This window comes from Corynebacterium sp. MSK122, from assembly GCF_030229435.2.
GTDB classification, from domain to species: domain Bacteria; phylum Actinomycetota; class Actinomycetes; order Mycobacteriales; family Mycobacteriaceae; genus Corynebacterium; species Corynebacterium marquesiae.
Window position 1 is genome coordinate 147,570 of record NZ_JASPHV020000002.1, and the last position, 19,140, is coordinate 166,709.

Here is a 19,140-nt window from a genome sequence, read left to right on the forward strand (position 1 = left end):
CGAATTTTCGGCAACAAAAAGGCCCGCACCGAAGTGCGGGCCGGTACAAAAGAATCAGTTAGTCACGCTGGAAATAGCTCAGCAGACGGAGAATTTCAGTGTAGAGCCAGACCAAGGTCACAGCGAGGCCCAGAGCAACGCCCCACGCGTTCTTAGCGGGAGCACCAGCGCGGATCATGCGGTCAGCCTGATCAAAGTCGGTCAGGAAGGACAGGGCACCAAGAACAATGCAGACCAGCGAGAAGATGATGGCAATCGGACCACCATCGCGCAACGGGTTGAAATCAAAGAAAATCGCGCCCAAGAAGTTAACAAGCGCCATGACAGCGACGCCAGCGATCAAGCCGAAAAGGATCTTGGTGAACTTCGGGGTCACCTTCACTGCGCCAGTCTTATACACAATCAGCATGCCGATAAAGACACCGATGGTGCCGACAATCGCTTGACCAATGATGGCCATGCCGCCCTCGCCCTGGAAGTTGACATTGGCGAACATCAAGGAGAAGCCGCCGACAAATAGGCCTTCAAATACGGCATAAATCAGGGTGACTGCAGCAGAACCCCACTTCTTACCAAAAGAGGCAACGAGCACGGTAATGAAGCCGCCGATACCACCGACCAGAGTCAAGGCCATGGCGATACCTGGGCTCACTAGCATTCCCAAGACGAAGTTGATGGCTGCGGCGACAATGATGACGCCGAGGGTAATGCCCGTCTTAGTCACTACATCATCCACGGTCATGGGACGAGTAGATACGTCCGCATAACCAGGATTTTGGCGGCTACTATTTTCGGTCAGAGAACTCATTACCGGATTGCTTGAACGCACGGTTGTCCTTTCTAAGAGAGGTGCAAATTAGCTATCTCACCCCATTCAACGAAACACCGCCCCATAAAGTTCCACATTCTTACCATTTAGCTAGAAGTTTTGTGTGAAGCTTCCGCATAGATGCTGTGGAGACATGCTGACGCAAAAAGTCTCGAGGCGCTTCCAAGAAAGATGTCTCGAGACTTCACATGGTGCCCCCAGTGGGACTCGAACCCACACTGAATCGATTTTAAGTCGACTGCCTCTGCCGATTGGGCTATGGGGGCAAGGCCAAGGAATATTTTAGGCCACCTCACCCTGCGGGAGTTAACGAGGGGTACCCTCTGCAGCCAGACCAGCGATAATGCCATCGAGAATGTCCTTTTCACTGATGAAAAACCTGCGCGCATCGCAATTGCGCTCGATGAGCTGCATGATGCCTTCGACGGCTACGGCCCCACCGCCGATGACATCGGCACGGCCGGGGTGAATGACGGGGTTGAGGGCGCGGACGTCGGAAGGCAGGCTAATAAGCTGCTGCAAAAGCACGCGCAGGGCATCGAAGCGGAGCTCAGACCCGTGAATGGCATCGGCGTCGTAGCGCTCAAGGCCCTGAGCCAATGCAGAAAGAGTGGTAAAAGTGCCTGCGCAGCCGACGATAGTACGGGCCTTAGAAATAGGTACTATCTTCTCTACTTCCGCCGTGCGCTCGCCGACATACTCGGAAGCGATCTCAATCTCCGACTCGGTTGGCGGATCGGTACGCATGATGCGTTCGGTTAGCCTGACGCATCCCATGCGGGCCGAGTGGGTGCCCAAGATATCGCCATCTGCGGTGCCTACGACGAACTCGGTCGAACCGCCACCCAAATCGATAACACAGAATGGCCCCCGGTCTGGCTCCACATCGGCCACGGCGCCGTTAAAGGACAACAAAGCCTCTTCCTCACCTGAGACGACCTCGGCCTGTGCGCCAGGCTGAATTTGGCCGAGCAACTCAGCGGTCATGTCGAAGAATTCCTGTTGGTTCTTGGCATCGCGGGTAGCGGAGGTAGCAACCATCCGCACGCGGGTGACCTTCTCAAACTTCATCTGGCGTACGTAGCCTTCCAAGGCCACGCGGGCGCGGTCTAGAGCCGCAGGGGCGATTTCGCCAGTGGCATCGACTCCCTCTCCCAGGCGGATGATTTCCATGGTGCGGGTAATATCGCGGACCTTGCCGTCATCCTGAATTTCAGAGATGAGCAAGCGAATCGAATTGGTACCGCAATCAATCGCAGCAACGCGAGTCATAGCAGCCCTCCTATTCCGCGTTAGAGAAATCGAACTGGGCCAAGTCAATCCCCAGTTCCTCTACGCTGGGCCAATCCTGCGGGATAGCAGAGCCTCGAAGCTTGCCGTGGTCGGCGGCCATGGCCACCGCCTCAGTTCCCAAACGGAAATGCTGTGGGCCTTCAGCAAGCGCGTACGCGATGAGCACATGCAGACACTTCACCCGATCGGGCATGCCGCCACCGGAGAAATCGGTGCCAAGGTCTTCGATGTCATTGCGCTTGGCCAAAAAGTATTCGTGGGCACGCTGATAGTCGGCAGCCAATTCCTCGTCCTCGCCCAAGCGGGCTTCCATCCACTTCATAACGTGAGCAACCTCCAAGCGTGAGGCTTCTGCCGTAAGCCGTGGGTCGGTGAGGTAGTAGAGGGTGGGGAATGGGGTGCCGTCGGCAAGCTTAGGCGCCGTCTTAATTACCGCGGGCTGCCCATCCGGCGTGCGATATGAAACCTCTAGGACCCCGCGTGGAGTGCGGCCCAATTGCTCAGTTACTACAGCGATATCTGCATCAGTGACGGTCATGCGGACAATTATCGCACATCTGGATTCTCTTCCGGCGCCGGCTCAATCGGAAGATGATTTACCTGCTCGGACGGAGCTTCTTCCTCCGGCGGCTCGGCTACAGAATCCCACAGAACTTCGTACCATTCGCGGGAATCTTCTTCCTTCTGACCATCTGTAGTGAGCTGGTCATCCGGCTTAATCTGCGGATCAATGATGCGGTAGGCGGTCTCGCCCTCATCAACAACGCCGAATCGGCGCCGCGCCTCCTGCTTGATGTACTCATCGGACTTATATCTATCAATCTTCTCCAGCAAAGCAGCTTTCTCATCCTGCTTGGCGGCGATTGACTCATTGAGGCGAGCAATTTCGGATCGGCCGTGGTAGTAATTGCGCAGCGGAATGGCGATAGCAAACAAAACAACGAGCACTATAGCTACGATTACGCCTACTCCGGCAATACTCATCCGATCCGGCTTCTGTTTCTGCTTCAGTTGTGCACGCTGCGCCTTGCGGATATCCGCAGCACGCGAGGCTACCGGAACCCTAGTACGGCTCCGGTTTCGCTGCGTCTTCTTTTCGCGTGCCATAGGCCTCTAATCCTAGCGCCGTCACTTCTGTAACAGGGACGTGGCACGCGCAATTTGGATACACTAAAAGAAATTCTCCCGCCCAGGAAGGAACTTTCATGTCCCTCAAACGCCTCCTGCCCGTTCTCACCGCAACCTTATTCCTCGCCAGCTGCAGCCCCTCCGCCCAAGACGGCGAATACCCCGTCTACGGTGACGGCTACGACCTAAACACTAAAGACGGCATGGCCGACTACCTCAAGGAGTATAAGACCCTGCCGGATGATTACATCAACCATGATGCTGACCAGCTCGAGGGAGACGATCAGCCCGAAAGCTTTGAAACCAACGCAGACTCTGTCAAGAAGGCCGGCGAAGCTGCCTGCAAGAATGATGAATTGCTCGACATTTCGAAGGAATATTTCCGAGGAAACACCGACAAATTTGGGGAAGCAGTAATGTCATCGGTCGACGGCTCTGATGACAAATATCGTGATGTTTTTGAAGCGCTAAACATCCCCGATGATGCACCGGACACTGACAAGATCATGGCTGCAGCGATGAGCTCACTCGGCGCCGTGATGTCTTGCGGTGATGAATTCAGCGATGAAGAACTGGAAAAGGTCGCTGAGTCGATCCATTCCAGCTAGAGCTTCGAACCAAATTCCCTGCCTAAGGAATAATAATGCCACTCAAGCGTCTCCTCCTCCTAGCCGCCGTAGGCGCCCTACTTGCTGGGTGCAGCTCGACCGGCCACAAAGAAGAAGTCGCCACCGAAGCGGAGTCCCCCACTAGCAAAAGCACTACCAGCAGCGAAGCTCCTACCACTACCACCAGCAGAAACCATGATCTCAACACCAAAAGCGGCTTCATTTATCACATAAAAGAACACGGCACGATCCCGGACTTTTACCTGGACGTATTCGGCGCGGGCGCTTCCGATACCGATGACGGCCCCACCAGCTACGAGGTCAACGCCACGACCCTGAAGAAGGCTGGAGCTGTTGCCTGCGAGAATGATCAGATTCTAGACGATGCCAAATATCTGCTAGCCCATGGCGACAGCGGATTTGAGGAGCTCGTTCCCGATTTAGAAGAGTTTGACAGGAAATACGCTCCCGTCTTCGAAAAGCTTGAAATGTCAGCGGCCTCTCCCCTCCCAGACAAGCTATTTACCATGTACATGGCTGGAGTGGGTTCCCTCGCCACCTGCGGTGACAAATATGACGATAAGGAACTCGAGGCAGTGGCTGACAAAATTTTCAGCTACTAGATCCCTCCTAAAGTTCGCACAATTTTTCGCTTCAAGCCTTGCGCAAGCCAGCAAGGCGGCTTATACTGAGGGTAGAAATTCGATTGGGTGTGCGATTTATTCCAGAGGGGGAACTTTCCGTGACGGCCAGCGACGCACCACCAAAGAAAGCTTATTTTTCTACCAATAACCTCGACGATACGGTTTGCATTTTGGGTATGCTCCAACGCATTCAATCTTGGCAGCTATACCAATCCGTACTTCCGCGATTAGAAGACGATGTCGAATGCACTACTGCTGCTTTAGCTAAGCGGGTGGGCTTGAGCTACTGGCGCGTTTTATCCGCACTGCGCTCTCACCTGCGCATGCTTGAGTTGCCGTTAACCACGTCGGTACAGACCGAACATTGGATTCTTGACCTCCCGCGGCTGCACGTCATTGATGCCGAGCTTGCCCCGCTTGGCGACGACGCCGAGGGCATCCAACTAGTCGATGCCGCCCTTGCAGACTTCCTCACCCCGAAGGAACCTGCTCAGCATGTCCCCACGGAATCTGAAATCCGTAGATTCTTGCGCGATTACATCGATGGCATTCTCAAGCCAGATATTGAGAAGGAAATCGAGCGCTCTGTTTCCATTTCTTATTCCAAAGGCCAAGCCACCATCACCCTGAAAACGGATAAAGCAACCGCCAGTGCTATTTCACGGCACATCGATAAAGCAGCGCGAAAGAAGAACATCACAAAGCCAGAGGCTTTGGAGGCGCTGATCTTTAATCGCACCCAGACAAAAGTAGTTATCAATACCTATGCAGCGGGTGAGGATGCTTCTCGGGTATATATCCCGTCGGCGGGATGGTGCGTTCTTACCGAACGCTTGAGCACTTACTCGATGACTCGCGAGTTGTGCCCAGAAGAAACATCCTCCTACGTCCCCACCGAGCAAATCAGGACATGGGTCCACGGTCGCGATGCCACGTGCCGTTGGCCGGGGTGTTCCATGCCGGCACATTACTGCCAGCTTGATCATCGGGTGGAGTATGCCGACGGCGGACCGACGAGTATCGATAATCTTGTCACCCTTTGTCAGCACCACCACAATGTTAAGACCGATGGTAGGGCCCGCTACATCATGGATCCCATCACTGGGGACGTCGCCTGGCTCTTTTCGGACGGCACTTTCGAAATTGACCGTGCTCAAGGACCTTTAGCACCGCGAACCATGAATTGGAAGCAAACCTGGCAACAATACCTAGACATGCGAAAGCGCCCCCGCGGCAATGCAAGGGCGCTACGAAAGGAGGCGATTAAGCCTTAAAGCGCGGGAAAGCGGAGCGGCCGGCGTAGACTGCGCCGTCGCCAAGCTCCTGCTCGATGCGCAGAAGCTGGTTGTACTTAGCTACGCGCTCGGAACGAGCCGGTGCACCGGTCTTGATCTGGCCGCAGTTCAGAGCAACAGCCAGGTCTGCAATGGTGGTGTCCTCGGTCTCACCGGAGCGGTGGGACATCATGGTGCGGTAACCATTGCGGTGAGCCAGCTCGACTGCGTCGAAGGTCTCGGTCAGGGTGCCGATCTGGTTGACCTTTACCAGCAGAGCGTTAGCGGCCTTCTTATCAATGCCTTCCTGCAGGCGAGCAGGGTTGGTGACGAAGAAGTCATCGCCGACGATCTGCACCTTTTCGCCAATAGCGGCGGTCAGGGTGGTGTAGCCATCCCAGTCGTCTTCCTGCAGTGGGTCCTCGATGGAGACGATCGGGTACTCGTCAATGAGGCCCTCGTAAACCTTGCACATTTCTTCAGCGGTGTGCTCGCCACCCTCGAAGTGATACTTGCCGTCCTTGAAAAACTCAGAGGAAGCAACGTCGAGTGCCAGGGCTACGTCCTTGCCAGGCTCGAAGCCGGCCTTCTTGATGGCGTCCACGATGACATCGAGAGCAGCCTTGGTGGAGTCAACGGACGGTGCAAAGCCACCCTCGTCGCCCAGACCAGTGGACAAGCCCTTGTCCTTTAGCACTGCCTTCAGTGCGTGGTAGACCTCGGCGCCCATGCGAAGAGCCTCGGCGAAAGACTCCGCACCAATCGGAGCGATCATGAATTCCTGGACGTCTACGCCGGAGTCAGCGTGTGCGCCGCCGTTGAGGATGTTCATCATTGGCACTGGCAGTACGTGTGCATTCGGGCCGCCAATGTAGCGGTACAGAGGCAGTGCAGCGGACTCTGCGGCGGCCTTGGCTGCGGCGATGGAAACGCCCAAGATAGCATTAGCGCCGAGCTCGGACTTGTTATCGGTACCGTCCAGCTTAATCAGTGCCTGGTCAATGAGGCGCTGGTCGTCAGCTTCGAAGCCAGCAATTTCATCGGCAATCTTCTCGTTGATATTCTCAACAGCCTTCAGAACGCCCTTACCCTGGTAGCGCTCGCCACCGTCGCGCAGCTCGTGAGCCTCGTGCACACCGGTAGAAGCACCGGACGGAACGCCGGCAACACCGCGGGCGCCGTCATCAAGGAAGACCTCGGCCTCGACGGTTGGGTTGCCACGGGAATCAAGAATTTCGCGGGCGAAAGTGTGGATGATATCAGCCATGCTGTTTTTCACTCCTCATAAATAAGTTCGCTCTGGACCAGCCGGCCCAGATACGTTGTCAATTGTTGCAGAAAACTTTACTGTGTGACACTACTTGGCACTTTGCGGAACCGAGTAGGCATTAGCGGCGTGTGCAACTTTATGCAAATACTCGCTGGACTGGTTGTAATTCAGGACTGCTTCCTCCCACTGTTCTGGGTTAGAGAGATCTCTATCACCAAAGCATAAAAGTCCGGCGGCGCCGACTGCAGCGTCGTCAATTTGATTGGGATCCGCCTTCCCATCGCCGTTAGCATCAGCGCCCACCGATTTCCATGTGGTCGGGATAAATTGCATCGGGCCGACGGCGCGGTCATATTCGGAATCCCCATCGATGTCGCCATTATCGGTATCTGGGGTGTGCGCTGTATTGTTCAGGCCATCGAGGGCAATGCCATTGATGGGTGGTTGGGGGTAGCCGGCGTCGTCAAGCTTGGAGGACTTAAACCAATTGCCGTTGTAGGTGCCATGGCGTGTTTCCACGTAGCCCAGGCCGGCAAGGGTATTCCAGCGCAGATGGCAATTCGGCCATTTTTGCTGAGCGATGAGTTCGGCGTTGCCATAAGCGCGCAGTGCGGCCGGCGGGATGCCCGTCTGCTCGGCTAGGTCAGAGGCCCAGTAAGTAAGCTTATCCGCAGTGCGGCCGGGAGCATTGACGTCAATATGCGCGACCTCTTTGCCTCCAACGGGCGGAATGTTCTCCGGTACGGGCTCCTGGGAAGTGCCGTGCCCCGTCAACAGCCATGCCACCAACGCGATGATCACGGCTACGGCCACCCCGCAGCCCCCGAATATCTGCAGGAGCCTCTTCATGAGAAGCCATCCTACATTCCCTTACCTTCGCGCCATAGCCTCTCTTGCGTGTCAACGTCGACGATCTCCGTGGTGCCATCAAAGAGGTATGGGGCGCGGGCGCGCATTTTGGTGAGGAAGCTCTGGGCGACGTCGTCAAGCGAAAAGGTGGAGATTTCCGCATGGAAGAGTACTTGGAGGAAGATATCGCCCAATTCTTTGAGCATCTCGCTTTCCGGTTCGCGGTTGCGCACGGCCGCGGCGAATTCGGCAGACTCCTCCTCAAGATAGGGCAAGAGCGAGGTATGGGTTTGCTCGCGCTCCCACTCCCCAATGCGCCGCGCCGTGGCCATGGTCTGGCGCGCCTGCATGATGGGGTCCGCAAGGGATTCGGCGCGAATGACGGACTCGCCGCTAGCGAGGCGGGCGCGAGTTTCCGGATCGTGTTCGTCGGTGCTGACCAAGGTTCCGGTGGCGTCCTCGCCTACCAGCAGATCGGAGAAATTCCACCGTACGGACACGGGTACCTCACCCGTGAAGTGGACAGGGCCACGCAGCTTCCCGTGCGCCTGCATGGGGATCATGGTGGGCCAGCGTTCATCGAGCAACAGCACAGTCATGTGCACAAAGTCTAGCCCGAGTTCCCATTATGGGGCTATTCAAGGTATTTTAGGCCAATGACCTCCAGCCAGAATAAATCCCACTCCGTGACGTTGTGGACCCTCGTCGCGCTGATCATCGGTTCCACCGTGGGCGCGGGCATTTTCTCGCTGCCCCAAAACATTGCCTCCGTTGCCGGCCCAGGCGCGATGCTCATTGGCTGGCTGGTAGCGGGCATCGGCATGCTGTCTGTGGCGTTTGTTTTTCAAATTCTGGCCCGCCGCAAGCCGCACCTTGATTCTGGCGTTTATTCCTACGTGCGTGCCGGCCTCGGCGATTTTATTGGTTTTACCTCCGGCTGGGGCTACTGGCTGGGCTCCGTGATGGCGCAGGTGGGTTATGCCACCCTCTTTTTCAATACTTTGGGCCATTACCTTCCGCTTTTCGACGCCGACCATTACTGGTCCTCCGCCATCGCCGTCTCCCTCCTATCCTGGGGCATTTTCGCGGTGCTCGCTCGCGGTATTAAGCAGGCCGCGTTCATGAACCTCATCACCACGATTGCCAAGATCGTGCCCATCTTGGCCTTTATCGTCTTAGTCGCGTTCATCGGCTTCAGCTGGGACAAATTCACCTTGGATTTCTGGGGACGCGCTTCGGAGGCCAGCGTTTTCGAGCAGGTCCAGGGAATCATGCTCTTTACCGTGTGGGTCTTCATCGGCGTGGAGGGCGCCTCCGTTTATTCCAAGCAGGCTTCTAAGCGCACCGATGTTGGTCGCGCCACCGTCATTGGCTTCTTCTCCGTGCTGGCGCTCTTGGTCTCCGTTTCCACGTTGAGCTTTGGCGTGATGACCAAGGAAGAACTGGCCGCACTGCCAGATAATTCCATGGCCTCGGTGCTCACAGAGGTCATTGGACCCTGGGGCGGCGCGCTGATTTCCATCGGCCTGTGCCTCTCGGTCCTCGGCGCCTACGTTTCCTGGCAAATGCTGTGCGCTGAGCCCATCGTCATGATGGCCATCGACGGCCTCATTCCTCGCCGCATTGGCACCATCAATGTGGCCGGCGCCCCGTGGGTAGCACAGCTGATTTCCACGATGGCCATCCAGCTGTTCATCATCGTCTTCTACGTCAACGAGGCTTCTTATGCCGCGATGGTGCAGCTCGCCACCATCATGTACCTCCTGCCCTATATCTTCTCTTCGCTGTATCTGCTGCTGCTAGCGATACGGGGCAAGGGCGTGACCCACCCGCACGCCGGAACGCGGTTCGATCTCTCTGGGCCGGATATTCCCAAACGCGAAAACCGGCGCCACTTTGGCATCGCACTGGTGGCCTTCGTGTACTCGCTGTGGCTCATTTATGCCGCCGACCCGGTTTATATTCTCTTCGGTGCTCTCGCCGTCGTGCCGGGAATTATCCCGTACGTGCTCACCCGGCTATCGCGCCGCGAGAAGCTTTTTAATGGATTTGAGTGGTCAATCGTCATCGTGGTGCTGGTGGCCGCCACCATCGCCGCGGTCGGCCTCACCCAAGGATCGCTGGAGCTCTAATCACCTGCCCCGCCAGCCGGGCCAGGTCGGTACCCTCACCCCGCCATCGCAAGTGGTCTTGAACACAGACAGTTTAGTACAGTTATAACACCCCACTAATTCTTGTGACTATCACTTTTGGAGCACTTGTGACTCAAACCAATGTTAGCGTCATGCCATCTTCCACTCCCGCTGGTTCGGACCCCGCGGCAGGCAAGGCTTGGGCAGAGCGGATTAAAGAGTTGGCGGAGCAGCGCAATGCGGTGATCCTGGCACATAATTACCAGATCCCGGAGATCCAGGACGTTGCCCACCACACCGGCGATTCCTTGGCGCTGTCCCGCAAGGCGGCGGAAACCGATGCAGATATCATCGTCTTTTGCGGTGTGCACTTCATGGCGGAATCCGCCAAGATTCTTTCGCCGAATAAGAAGGTCCTCATCCCCGATGAGCGCGCTGGGTGTTCCCTGGCGGATTCCATTACCGCCGATGAGCTGCGCGCCTGGAAGGCTGAGCACCCCGACGCCCTTGTGGTCAGCTACGTGAATACCACCGCAGAGGTCAAGGCGCTGACCGATGTCTGCTGTACATCCTCTAATGCCGTCGACGTGGTCAACTCGCTGCCGACGGATAAAGAGATCCTCTTTTGCCCAGACCAGTTCTTGGGCGCCTACGTGAAGCGCGAGACCGGCCGGGAAAATATATACATCTGGGCCGGTGAGTGCCACGTGCACGCGGGCATCAGTTCCCAGCAGCTGACCCAACAGACCCAAGATAACCCAGACGCGGACCTGTATATCCACCCGGAATGCGGGTGCTCCAATTCCGCGTTGTACCTGGCCAACGAGGGCTTGGTGCCACAAGAGCGCGTGCACATGCTCTCAACCGGGCAAATGATCACCCAGTCCCAGAAGCAGCCCCAAAACAAGGTACTCGTCGCCACCGAGACCGGCATGTTGCACCAGCTGCGCCAGGCCGCGCCGGACGTCGATTTCCAGGCCGTCAACGAACACGCCGAGTGCAAGTACATGAAGATGATTACCCCACAGGCCCTGGAGCACTGCCTGATGGAAGAGACCGATGAGGTTACGGTTCCAGAAGACATCTCGAATGCGGCGCGCAAGTCCCTCGAGGCCATGATTTCCATCGGCAACCCCGGCGGGGGCGAGTAAATGGAATCCGTGCGCCTGCCTGATTGCTCCGCTCTTATCGCCACGGCCTTGGATGAGGATTTCGCTTATGGGCCGGATTACACCTCGCTTGCCACGGTGCCGGGTGAGGCCCGCTGCACGGCGGAGTTCACCGCGCGCGAGGCCGGCACCATCGCAGGCTTGGGCCTTATCGAAGAGGTCCTTGGGGCCACCGCCCAGCACTTAGCCCAGTGGGGCGTGGATACTGCGGGCTCCGCGCTTGCCGATGCCCCAGCCCCTAGCATCACCCTCCACTCCACCGACGGCGATCGCGTTTCCCCAGGCCAGGTCATCGCCACGGTGCAGGCGCCTACCCTCCTCGTGCTGGCCGCTGAGCGCACCATGCTCAATATGGTCTCGCACGTAAGCGGCATCGCTACGCAGACCCGGCGTTGGGTCGATGCCATCGCAGCAGCAGCGGCGGACGCAGGGACCCCGGATAGCGTTAAGCAAGCCCAAGTGCGCGATACCCGCAAGACCCTACCTGGCCTGCGCGCGCTGCAGAAATACGCCGTGCGCGCCGGTGGCGGGGCAAACCACCGCATGGGCTTGGGCGACGCCGCCATGATTAAGGACAATCATGTGCTCGCCGTAGGTGGCAGCGTGGCAACGGCCCTGCGCCGCGTGCGCGAGCATGCCCCTGACATTGCCTGCGAGGTCGAGGTCGATACCTTAGATCAGCTCGACGAGGTGCTCCCGCTGCACCCGGATATGGTGCTGTTGGATAACTTCGCGCTTGCCGATGTCCACACCGCCGTCCACTGCTGCCAAGCCCTAAGCCCAACCACGGCGCTGGAGGTCTCCGGCGGATTGCAGCTGGAGAACGCCGGTGAGTACGGCACCTCGGGCGTGGACTATATCGCCGTCGGCGCCCTCACCCACTCGGTGCGCGTGCTGGATATCGGCTTGGACTTCTCCTAATCGCCGATCGGCTACTCACCAACGGGGAGTTATCCCATCAGCTACTCGCCCACACTGATGACCGACCCGGCGCCGGCTTCCTCACCGGACACGTTGATGGGTTGGACATCAAAAAGCGCGCTCAAAAAGTCCGCGGCCCACTGGATGAGCTCCTCGTCGCGCAGCTTAGGCGAGGTGACATTGCGCCCCGCCTTGGGGAACGGCACGTTGATAGCCTTCGCGGCCGCGCGGAAGCTAGAGCCCGGATATAGGCGCTTGAGGCGCACCTGCTTGGAATCCGGCAGCTCCACTGGGTGGAACTTGATGCGGGTGCCCTGCACAGTGATATCGGAAATGCCGGCGCGGCGGGCCTGGTGGCGCAGGCGAGCAACGGAGAGCAGGCGCAGCACCTCTTGCGGCAATGGGCCGAAACGATCTTCCATTTCCTCGATGACGGCCTTGAGATCATCATTGTTTTGCGAGGCCGCAAGCTTGCGGTAGACCTCCAGGCGCAGGCGCTCGGAATCGATATAGGCCTCCGGGATATGCGCATCCACGGGGAGATCGATGCGGATTTCCTTCGGGCCTTCATCGGTAACGGTGGGAGCCTCGCCGCGGGCGAGGGATTTGAAAGTTTCTACTGCCTCGCCAACGAGGCGCACGTAGAGATCGAAGCCCACACCGGCAATGTGGCCGGACTGTTGGGCGCCAAGGACGTTGCCGGCACCGCGCATCTCCAAGTCCTTCATGGCTACGGCCATGCCCGCACCAAGGTCATTATTTTGGGCGATGGTGGCTAGGCGGTCGTAGGAGGTTTCCGTGAGCGTAGCGCCCTTGGGGTACAAAAAGTAGGCATAGCCGCGCTCGCGGGAACGACCTACTCGCCCGCGCAGCTGGTGCAGCTGCGATAGGCCCATGTGGTGGGCGTTTTCCACAATGAGGGTATTCGCATTAGCGATATCCAGGCCGGTTTCCACGATGGTGGTACATACCAAAACGTCATACTCGCGGTCCCAGAAGCCCTGGACGGTCTGTTCCAGCACGTCCTCGTTCATCTGGCCGTGCGCGACGACGACGCGGGCTTCCGGTACCAGGTCACGCAGCTCGCGGGCCTTCTTTTCGATATCAGAGACTTTGTTGTGGATGAAAAAGGTTTGACCATCGCGCAGCAGCTCGCGGCGGATGGCCGCGGCTACCTGCTTGTCCTCGTAAGCGCCGACGTAGGTCAGCACTGGGTGGCGGTCTTCCGGTGGGGTCAGAATGGTGGACATCTCGCGGATGCCAGCCATAGACATCTCTAAGGTGCGCGGGATAGGTGTTGCGGACATGGTGAGCACATCCACGCTGGCTTTAAGGGCCTTAATGTGTTCCTTGTGCTCCACGCCGAAGCGCTGCTCCTCGTCCACGACGATGAGGCCGAGGTTCTTCCAATGCACGCCGGTCTGGAGGAGGCGGTGGGTGCCGACTACGATATCGACGCTGCCATCGGCCAGCCCCTTAAAGATGTCCTTGGCTTCCTTCTTCGAGGTAAAGCGCGAAAGCACCTCAATCTTGACCGGGAAGCCGGTCATGCGCTCGCTGAAGGTATCAAAGTGCTGCTGCGCCAGCAGCGTGGTGGGCACGAGGACGGCCACCTGCATGCCGTCTTGCACGGCCTTGAAGGCAGCGCGGATGGCCACCTCGGTCTTGCCGTAGCCCACATCGCCGACGATGACGCGGTCCATCGGCACCGTGGACTCCATATCGTGCTTGACGGCGTCGATAGCCAACATCTGGTCTTCGGTTTCGACGAAAGGGAAATTATCCTCCATCTCCGCCTGCCACGGATTATCCGGGGAGAATTGGTGCCCCGGCGCGGCCTGGCGCTTGGCGTAGAGCTCGACCAGCTCGCCGGCGATTTCGCGCACGGCGGCGCGCGCCTTCTTCTTGGTATTCTTCCAGTCGGAACCGCCCATCTTGGACAGGTGCGGCGATTCGCCACCGGTGTACTTGCTGAGCAGATCCAGCGAGTCCATGGGAACCCAGAGCTGATCGGCGGGCTGACCACGCTTGGAGGGCGCGTACTCGAGCACGATGTATTCGCGGCGGCTGGTTTCATCGCCAGACTGGATGGTGCGCTCGGCCATCTTGAGGAACTTGCCGATGCCGTGGGTCTCGTGCACCACAAAATCGCCCTGCTTGAGGGCGAGCGGGTCAACCTTGTTGCGGCGCTTGGCGGGCCGGCGCTTCGCTTCGGCGATATCGCCTACGCGGTTACCGGTCAGATCCGTCTCGGTTACGACGACCAGTGGGAGGGCCTCGGCGTCCTTGGGCTTTTTCACCTTTGGAAATACCAGGCCGGCGTGACTTAGTGCTTGGTAGAGGGTGACTTCGCCGGCGGTCGGTTCCCAGCCAGGGGTAGCCACCTTGGTGCGGATGCCCTTTTCTGCAAAGCGATCCACCATGCGTTTGATGGCACCTTGTGCCGGCGCGATGAAGGCTGCCCGGCCGCCGGCGTTGGTGTGCGCGAGAAGCTGGGCCATCATGGCGTCGATTTCTTCGATATTGCCGCGCGGGGTGGGCCCTGGTTCGAATTCGAGTGGGAGGGTCTCCTCTTCCGGTGCGGCGAGCATTCCCGGTGGGGAGAAAGTCCACAAAGGCAGGCCGGACTCGCTAATGGAGACCTCGAGCGACTCATAGGAACGGTAGCTGGATGCCTCGGTATCGAGTCCTTCGGTAGCCAGCGGGCCATCGGCACCCATGGCTGCGGCCTCCCAGCCGGCAGCGAGGAATTCCGCATCGGTCTTTTCTAGATCTGCCACGCGGCGGCGAATCTTTTCCGGACCGACCATCACCACGTGGGTGGTGGGGCGCAGAATTTCGGGGAGGGTGATCATGGGGGCGTCGGAAAGCGCGGGCAGGAGCGCCTCCATACCTTCGGCCGGGATGTGCTCGCTTACTTTGGTCAATAGCTCCACCAAGGCGGGATTGCCGGGATGCTTGACGGCGAGATCGGCCGCACGCTTGGCAATGGCGTCCGTAATAGGCAGCTCCCGGGCAGGGAAAATGTCTACGCGGCCCACCTCGATTTCCGGAATGGTGCGCTGGTCAGCCACGGAGAATTGGCGGATATCGGTAATCTCATCGCCCCAAAACTCCACGCGGACCGGATAATCCAGCGTCGTAGGGAAAATATCGATGATGCCGCCGCGCGTAGCGTACTCGCCACGCTTAGCCACCATGTCTACGTGCTTATAGGCGCGGAACTCGAGCTCGCGGACTACCGCATCAAAGTCATATTCATGATCTTCTTCGAGGTGGACAGGAGCGCGGCCCTCCACCTCTTGCAGGATGGGCTGAGACAGACCGCGGGCAGCCGTGACGATGACCTGCAGGCTATCGAGATTGTGCAGAACTTCAGCGCGGCGGCCGATGATGTCTACGCCGGGGCTCAGGCGCTCGTGCGGCAGAGTCTCCCATGCGGGGAACATGGCCACCTTCTCCCCCAGCATCGCCGTAAGCTCCGCCGTGAGATCCTCGGCCTCGCGACTCGTAGCGGTTACCACGAGCACTGGGGCATGATGGGCCAAGGTGCCCAAGGCCCACGGCCAGGACTGATCCAAGCCTGTGATGTGGAGGTCTTCGCCCACATGAGAAATCATGCCCTTGAGTTTGGGATCTGAGGCCGCCACTTTGAGCAGGCCGGCCAGCATTGGGGTAGCCATCTATTTGCCTCCTAGCTTGGGCTTTACTTCCATACCGGACAAACCATTCCAGCATAGATTGACAATGTGCGTGGCGACGACTTCCTTGTCCGGGTTGCGCTCATCCAGCCACCATTGCGCGGTGGTCGATACCATCCCCACCAACGCTTGGCCGTAAATATCTGCCAAATCTGGGTCGATGCCACGGTGCTCGAATGCTTCTCGCAGGATATAGGAAACCTGGCCCACCGCGGAATTCAACAGCGTGGAAAAGCTGCGTTCGTCGCCGGGCTTGGCATCGCGCACCAGGATGAGAAAGCCATCAGTTTCTTCCTCGACATAGGTCAAAATGGCCATGACGGCCTGCTCGATGCGCTCGCGCCAGCTTCCGGTCTCCAAGGAATCAGTAATAACCTTTTCCAGTGCTAGCATCTCGCGGTCCACGACCACCGCGTAGAGGCCTTCCTTGCCCCCGAAGTGCTCATAAACAACGGGTTTGGATACCCCGGCGCGTGCCGCGATCTCTTCGACGCTGGTTCCTTCAAAGCCTAGTTCCGCGAATGCGGCGCGTCCGATGGAAATGAGTTGTTCGCGGCGTTCCCGGCCGGTCATCCTTTGTCGAGCCATGCCCTCTACCCTATCCTTTGCCCCGCAATTTGTGATTTACCCGGGGGTGTCAGGTAGGCTATGCCTACAGCTTTTGCTGTGTTTCCCCATGGTGTAATCGGCAACACTACGGTTTTTGGTACCGTCATTCTAGGTTCGAGTCCTGGTGGGGAAGCTTTTCCGTGCCCCCTCTACCAGCAAACGGGGCTTAACGGACATTTCGTGTGGATTTGCGGCGTGCCGCGTTAAGGGACACTTCGTGTGGATTTAGGAGCGTCCGGCCCAGCCTTTTCTTATACCTAATCTGGTGTTCCATTCGTTGTCGATGTGGGTGTCGTATGTGGCTGGTCGCCCGTCTGGGTGGCCGCGTCTTTCAAGTTCTTCTTTTGCCCAGGCGGCCCGTGCGGCTTTTCTCCTTGGTGCCCGAAGTCTTGTTGCTTGGCCAACTCCAGCGGCGCTACCAGGTCTTCGGTGTGGGTGAAAAGCCACCAGTCCATGGTGATGCGCTGATGTTCTTCGAACATGCCACGATGGTTTCCGGCTAAGTCTTTGAGTTGTTTGTTGATGCCACCTTCCAGCAGGTTTGTGGTGGCTTTTTAGTCCTGCGAGACACCTTCAGGCGGGTCAAGGATGATAAATAATTGTCCTGTGTGGGTGAGTTTTTCTAGTCGCTTTAATGCTCTGCGGACGTTGCGGTGGGTGTACCACCATTTCTGGTTGGGCTAACCCATTTCGGTACTTGGCCTGCCGGTATAGCACTGCGGTAGGTTCGCTCTTTAAGCCAATCACCAAACGTGATGCGGGTGTGGTGGACTGCAGCAGTAAACAGTGCAGCTTCCTCGGGACTGTGTACCTGGACGACGCCTGAAGGCGGTGGACTAAACCCATGCCTTTTAAACCCCGAGAACTCGGAGAATTCCCCTCACTTGGTTGGGAATGTTTAGCATGGATTGAAGAAAATCTAGTTCAACCGGACTGCGCCGAGTACCACCCCTAGTGCTCGCACCTGAACAAGCTCGCTTTGTTCTTCGCTACTACAAGCTCGATCCTGAAACTGGACAGCGTGTTTATACACGTGGCATTCTCTCGCGCCCCAAAGGCTGGGGTAGATCACCTATCATGGGCGCTATTGGCGCGCTCGAAGCCCTAGGCCCAGTGTGCTTCGGCGGGTGGGATACATCCGGGCAGCCCGTAGGAAGTCCATGGTCTGAATTCACCACACCAAAAGTACAGTTTGCCGCGGTCAACGAGGACCAATCCAAGAATGCCTATGGACCATTGCTTGAAATGCTACGGGATGGTCCAGCTATGCGAAATTATGACATTGACTCTATGGAAACGTTTGTCGCCCTTCCTAAAGGCCGCATAGAGCTCATCATCGCAGGTGCGCTGTCAAAGGTGGGCGGCCGGCCTGTATGGTTTTCCGCCGACCAGACCGAAGCGTGGACTCAGAGCAACGGTGGAGTGAAGCTAGCTGCTGTGTTACGCCGCAACACAGGCAAGCTGGCCATTCTATCGAGACCCCTAACGCCTATAGGCCCGGTAGCGGCTCAGTTGCTGAGGAAACGTTTAAAGCACTCGAGCTGCAGCAGCAAGGGCGGCTTAAACGAGAAACGATTCTGGTAGACTACCGAGAAGCTCCAGAGGATACGGACTTAGCCGACCATGATTCCCTTTACCGCGGGCTGGTTCATGCTTATGGCGATTGCACTAGAGACAATGGCGGCTGGGTGGATATCGAACACATCATTACCGAGATTTGGCCCCCCTCAACGGACCCTGCAGATGCGCGCCAATTTTATTTGAACCAGATTGTCTCATCATCAGATGCCTACCTTTCTCACCTGGAGATGGATGCCATTGAGGATAGGGATAAGGCTGTACAGCCAGGCGACAAGATTGTGTTGGGCTTTGACGGCTCAAGAGGCCGTGTACGAGGTAATGCGGATGCAACTGTGCTAATTGGCACGCGAGTAACAGACGGGCACCTGTTCGTAGTTGCAGTATGACAGTCGAAGAACCCACGAGACCCGGACTGTGAACCAGATACACGACAGGTTGATGCAGTAGTGCGCAACTGTTTTTCTCGCTACAGTGTCGTGGGCATGTACTGCGACCCAGCCGGCTGGGCAGAACATGTCTCCGCGTGGGAAGCAGAATTCGCCCCGAAGCTAAAAGTTAAGGCCACCTCGTCGCATCCGCTGATGGCGTCGCCGAGGGGCAAAAGCGCCGCGGTGTGCCAATCACTAAGCGAGTTTAGGCAAGCGTTAGTCAACCGCGACATTACCTACGACGGTGGACCGTATCTGCGCGCACACTTGTTGAACGCGATGCACAGGGGAAACACGAACCGGGTATTTGCTGCATAAGGCATCACCAGAATCCGCTGATAGAATGGACCCGAGCTTTCTCTTCGTCGAGCAAGAACACTACCACCATCCACCCCAGTCAATGGCCCCGCTAACACCATGGACAATCTAAAGCCATCACAAACCCTGTACATTTCAGCACAAAACCTGACTTTTCCTTTAATGCAGACTAATATACCGTTTTGTCCGTAAAGAAATCCCTTAAGAATTCACCCAAGGAGACGCCATGCTACGTAAGGCAACCATCGGCCTAACCACCCTCGCAATCACCACTACCACCGCCATCGCACCAGCAATGGCAGACAACACCATCACCTCCGAAACCGTCCCAGCAGACGCCATCGCCACCACCGAGACCGCCCCAGAGCCGGAGACCGCCCCAGAGC

16 protein-coding genes, 1 tRNA gene and 1 pseudogene are annotated in these 19,140 nt (G+C 57.7%); 7 read left to right on the forward strand and 11 right to left on the reverse strand.

The window, feature by feature from the left end; genetic code table 11:
• Window positions 1-58 precede the first annotated feature (58 nt).
• From QP934_RS01835 to QP934_RS01855, 5 genes are all read right to left on the reverse strand, one after another.
• Window positions 59-829, reverse strand: a complete 771-nt coding sequence (locus tag QP934_RS01835; protein ID WP_337887162.1) for a Bax inhibitor-1/YccA family membrane protein — start codon at window positions 827-829, stop codon at window positions 59-61.
• Window positions 830-1,018: 189 nt separating this feature from the next.
• Window positions 1,019-1,095, reverse strand: a tRNA-Leu gene (locus QP934_RS01840).
• Between the two features lie 40 nt (window positions 1,096-1,135).
• A complete protein-coding gene (locus QP934_RS01845) occupies window positions 1,136-2,101 on the reverse strand; it encodes an exopolyphosphatase (RefSeq protein ID WP_419126647.1) in 966 nt (321 codons plus the stop codon).
• 10 nt (window positions 2,102-2,111) lie between these two features.
• Complete coding sequence (locus QP934_RS01850) at window positions 2,112-2,660, reverse strand: DUF501 domain-containing protein (RefSeq protein WP_284766909.1); 549 nt, start codon at window positions 2,658-2,660, stop codon at window positions 2,112-2,114.
• A gap of 8 nt (window positions 2,661-2,668) precedes the next feature.
• The gene (locus tag QP934_RS01855) at window positions 2,669-3,229 is read right to left on the reverse strand and encodes an FtsB family cell division protein (protein WP_150850942.1); all 561 of its coding nucleotides are present in this window, start codon (window positions 3,227-3,229) and stop codon (window positions 2,669-2,671) included.
• Between the two features lie 98 nt (window positions 3,230-3,327).
• Here QP934_RS01855 and QP934_RS01860 point away from each other — a divergent pair, with 98 nt between their 5' ends.
• The 3 genes from QP934_RS01860 to QP934_RS01870 all read left to right on the forward strand — a co-directional run bounded on the left by QP934_RS01860 (window position 3,328) and on the right by QP934_RS01870 (window position 5,776).
• Window positions 3,328-3,858 carry a ribonuclease gene (locus QP934_RS01860; RefSeq protein WP_284792292.1) on the forward strand — a complete coding sequence of 177 codons (531 nt, stop codon included), beginning with the start codon at window positions 3,328-3,330 and terminating at the stop codon, window positions 3,856-3,858.
• A gap of 35 nt (window positions 3,859-3,893) precedes the next feature.
• Window positions 3,894-4,481, forward strand: coding sequence for a hypothetical protein (locus QP934_RS01865; RefSeq protein WP_284792290.1), 588 nt, complete (start codon window positions 3,894-3,896; stop codon window positions 4,479-4,481).
• 119 nt (window positions 4,482-4,600) lie between these two features.
• Window positions 4,601-5,776 carry an HNH endonuclease signature motif containing protein gene (locus QP934_RS01870; RefSeq protein ID WP_284786546.1) on the forward strand — a complete coding sequence of 392 codons (1,176 nt, stop codon included), beginning with the start codon at window positions 4,601-4,603 and terminating at the stop codon, window positions 5,774-5,776.
• On the opposite strand, the gene eno is transcribed toward QP934_RS01870, so the two are convergent.
• The 3 genes from eno to QP934_RS01885 form a co-directional block, all read right to left on the reverse strand.
• Window positions 5,766-7,043, reverse strand: a complete 1,278-nt coding sequence (gene eno, locus QP934_RS01875; RefSeq protein ID WP_349822355.1) for a phosphopyruvate hydratase — start codon at window positions 7,041-7,043, stop codon at window positions 5,766-5,768. The genes QP934_RS01870 and eno overlap by 11 nt on opposite strands.
• 90 nt (window positions 7,044-7,133) lie before the next feature.
• Complete coding sequence (locus tag QP934_RS01880) at window positions 7,134-7,895, reverse strand: lytic transglycosylase domain-containing protein (protein WP_419126648.1); 762 nt, start codon at window positions 7,893-7,895, stop codon at window positions 7,134-7,136.
• 11 nt (window positions 7,896-7,906) lie between these two features.
• Complete coding sequence (locus tag QP934_RS01885; RefSeq protein ID WP_198492789.1) at window positions 7,907-8,494, reverse strand: MazG nucleotide pyrophosphohydrolase domain-containing protein; 588 nt, start codon at window positions 8,492-8,494, stop codon at window positions 7,907-7,909.
• A 57-nt stretch (window positions 8,495-8,551) separates the two neighbouring features.
• On the opposite strand from QP934_RS01885, the gene QP934_RS01890 reads away from it, so the two are divergent.
• The 3 genes from QP934_RS01890 (at window position 8,552) to nadC (ending at window position 12,117) form a co-directional block, all read left to right on the forward strand.
• A complete protein-coding gene (locus QP934_RS01890; RefSeq protein ID WP_419126649.1) occupies window positions 8,552-10,027 on the forward strand; it encodes an amino acid permease in 1,476 nt (491 codons plus the stop codon).
• 152 nt (window positions 10,028-10,179) lie between these two features.
• Window positions 10,180-11,178: a quinolinate synthase NadA gene (gene nadA, locus QP934_RS01895; protein ID WP_419126650.1), complete on the forward strand. Its 999-nt coding sequence runs from the start codon at window positions 10,180-10,182 to the stop codon at window positions 11,176-11,178.
• Window positions 11,179-12,117: a carboxylating nicotinate-nucleotide diphosphorylase gene (gene nadC, locus QP934_RS01900; protein ID WP_419126651.1), complete on the forward strand. Its 939-nt coding sequence runs from the start codon at window positions 11,179-11,181 to the stop codon at window positions 12,115-12,117.
• A 41-nt stretch (window positions 12,118-12,158) separates the two neighbouring features.
• On the opposite strand, the gene mfd is transcribed toward nadC, so the two are convergent.
• The 3 genes and pseudogenes from mfd to QP934_RS01915 all read right to left on the reverse strand — a co-directional run.
• Window positions 12,159-15,800 carry a transcription-repair coupling factor gene (gene mfd, locus QP934_RS01905; protein WP_419126652.1) on the reverse strand — a complete coding sequence of 1,214 codons (3,642 nt, stop codon included), beginning with the start codon at window positions 15,798-15,800 and terminating at the stop codon, window positions 12,159-12,161.
• Window positions 15,801-16,406: a TetR/AcrR family transcriptional regulator gene (locus tag QP934_RS01910; protein ID WP_040425065.1), complete on the reverse strand. Its 606-nt coding sequence runs from the start codon at window positions 16,404-16,406 to the stop codon at window positions 15,801-15,803. It lies immediately after the preceding gene.
• A gap of 246 nt (window positions 16,407-16,652) precedes the next feature.
• Window positions 16,653-17,247, reverse strand: a pseudogene (locus tag QP934_RS01915) (IS256 family transposase); the annotation flags it as partial.
• A gap of 134 nt (window positions 17,248-17,381) precedes the next feature.
• On the opposite strand from QP934_RS01915, the gene QP934_RS01920 reads away from it, so the two are divergent.
• The gene (locus QP934_RS01920; protein WP_340419157.1) at window positions 17,382-18,011 is read left to right on the forward strand and encodes a hypothetical protein; all 630 of its coding nucleotides are present in this window, start codon (window positions 17,382-17,384) and stop codon (window positions 18,009-18,011) included.
• The last annotated feature ends 1,129 nt before the right edge of the window (window positions 18,012-19,140 follow it).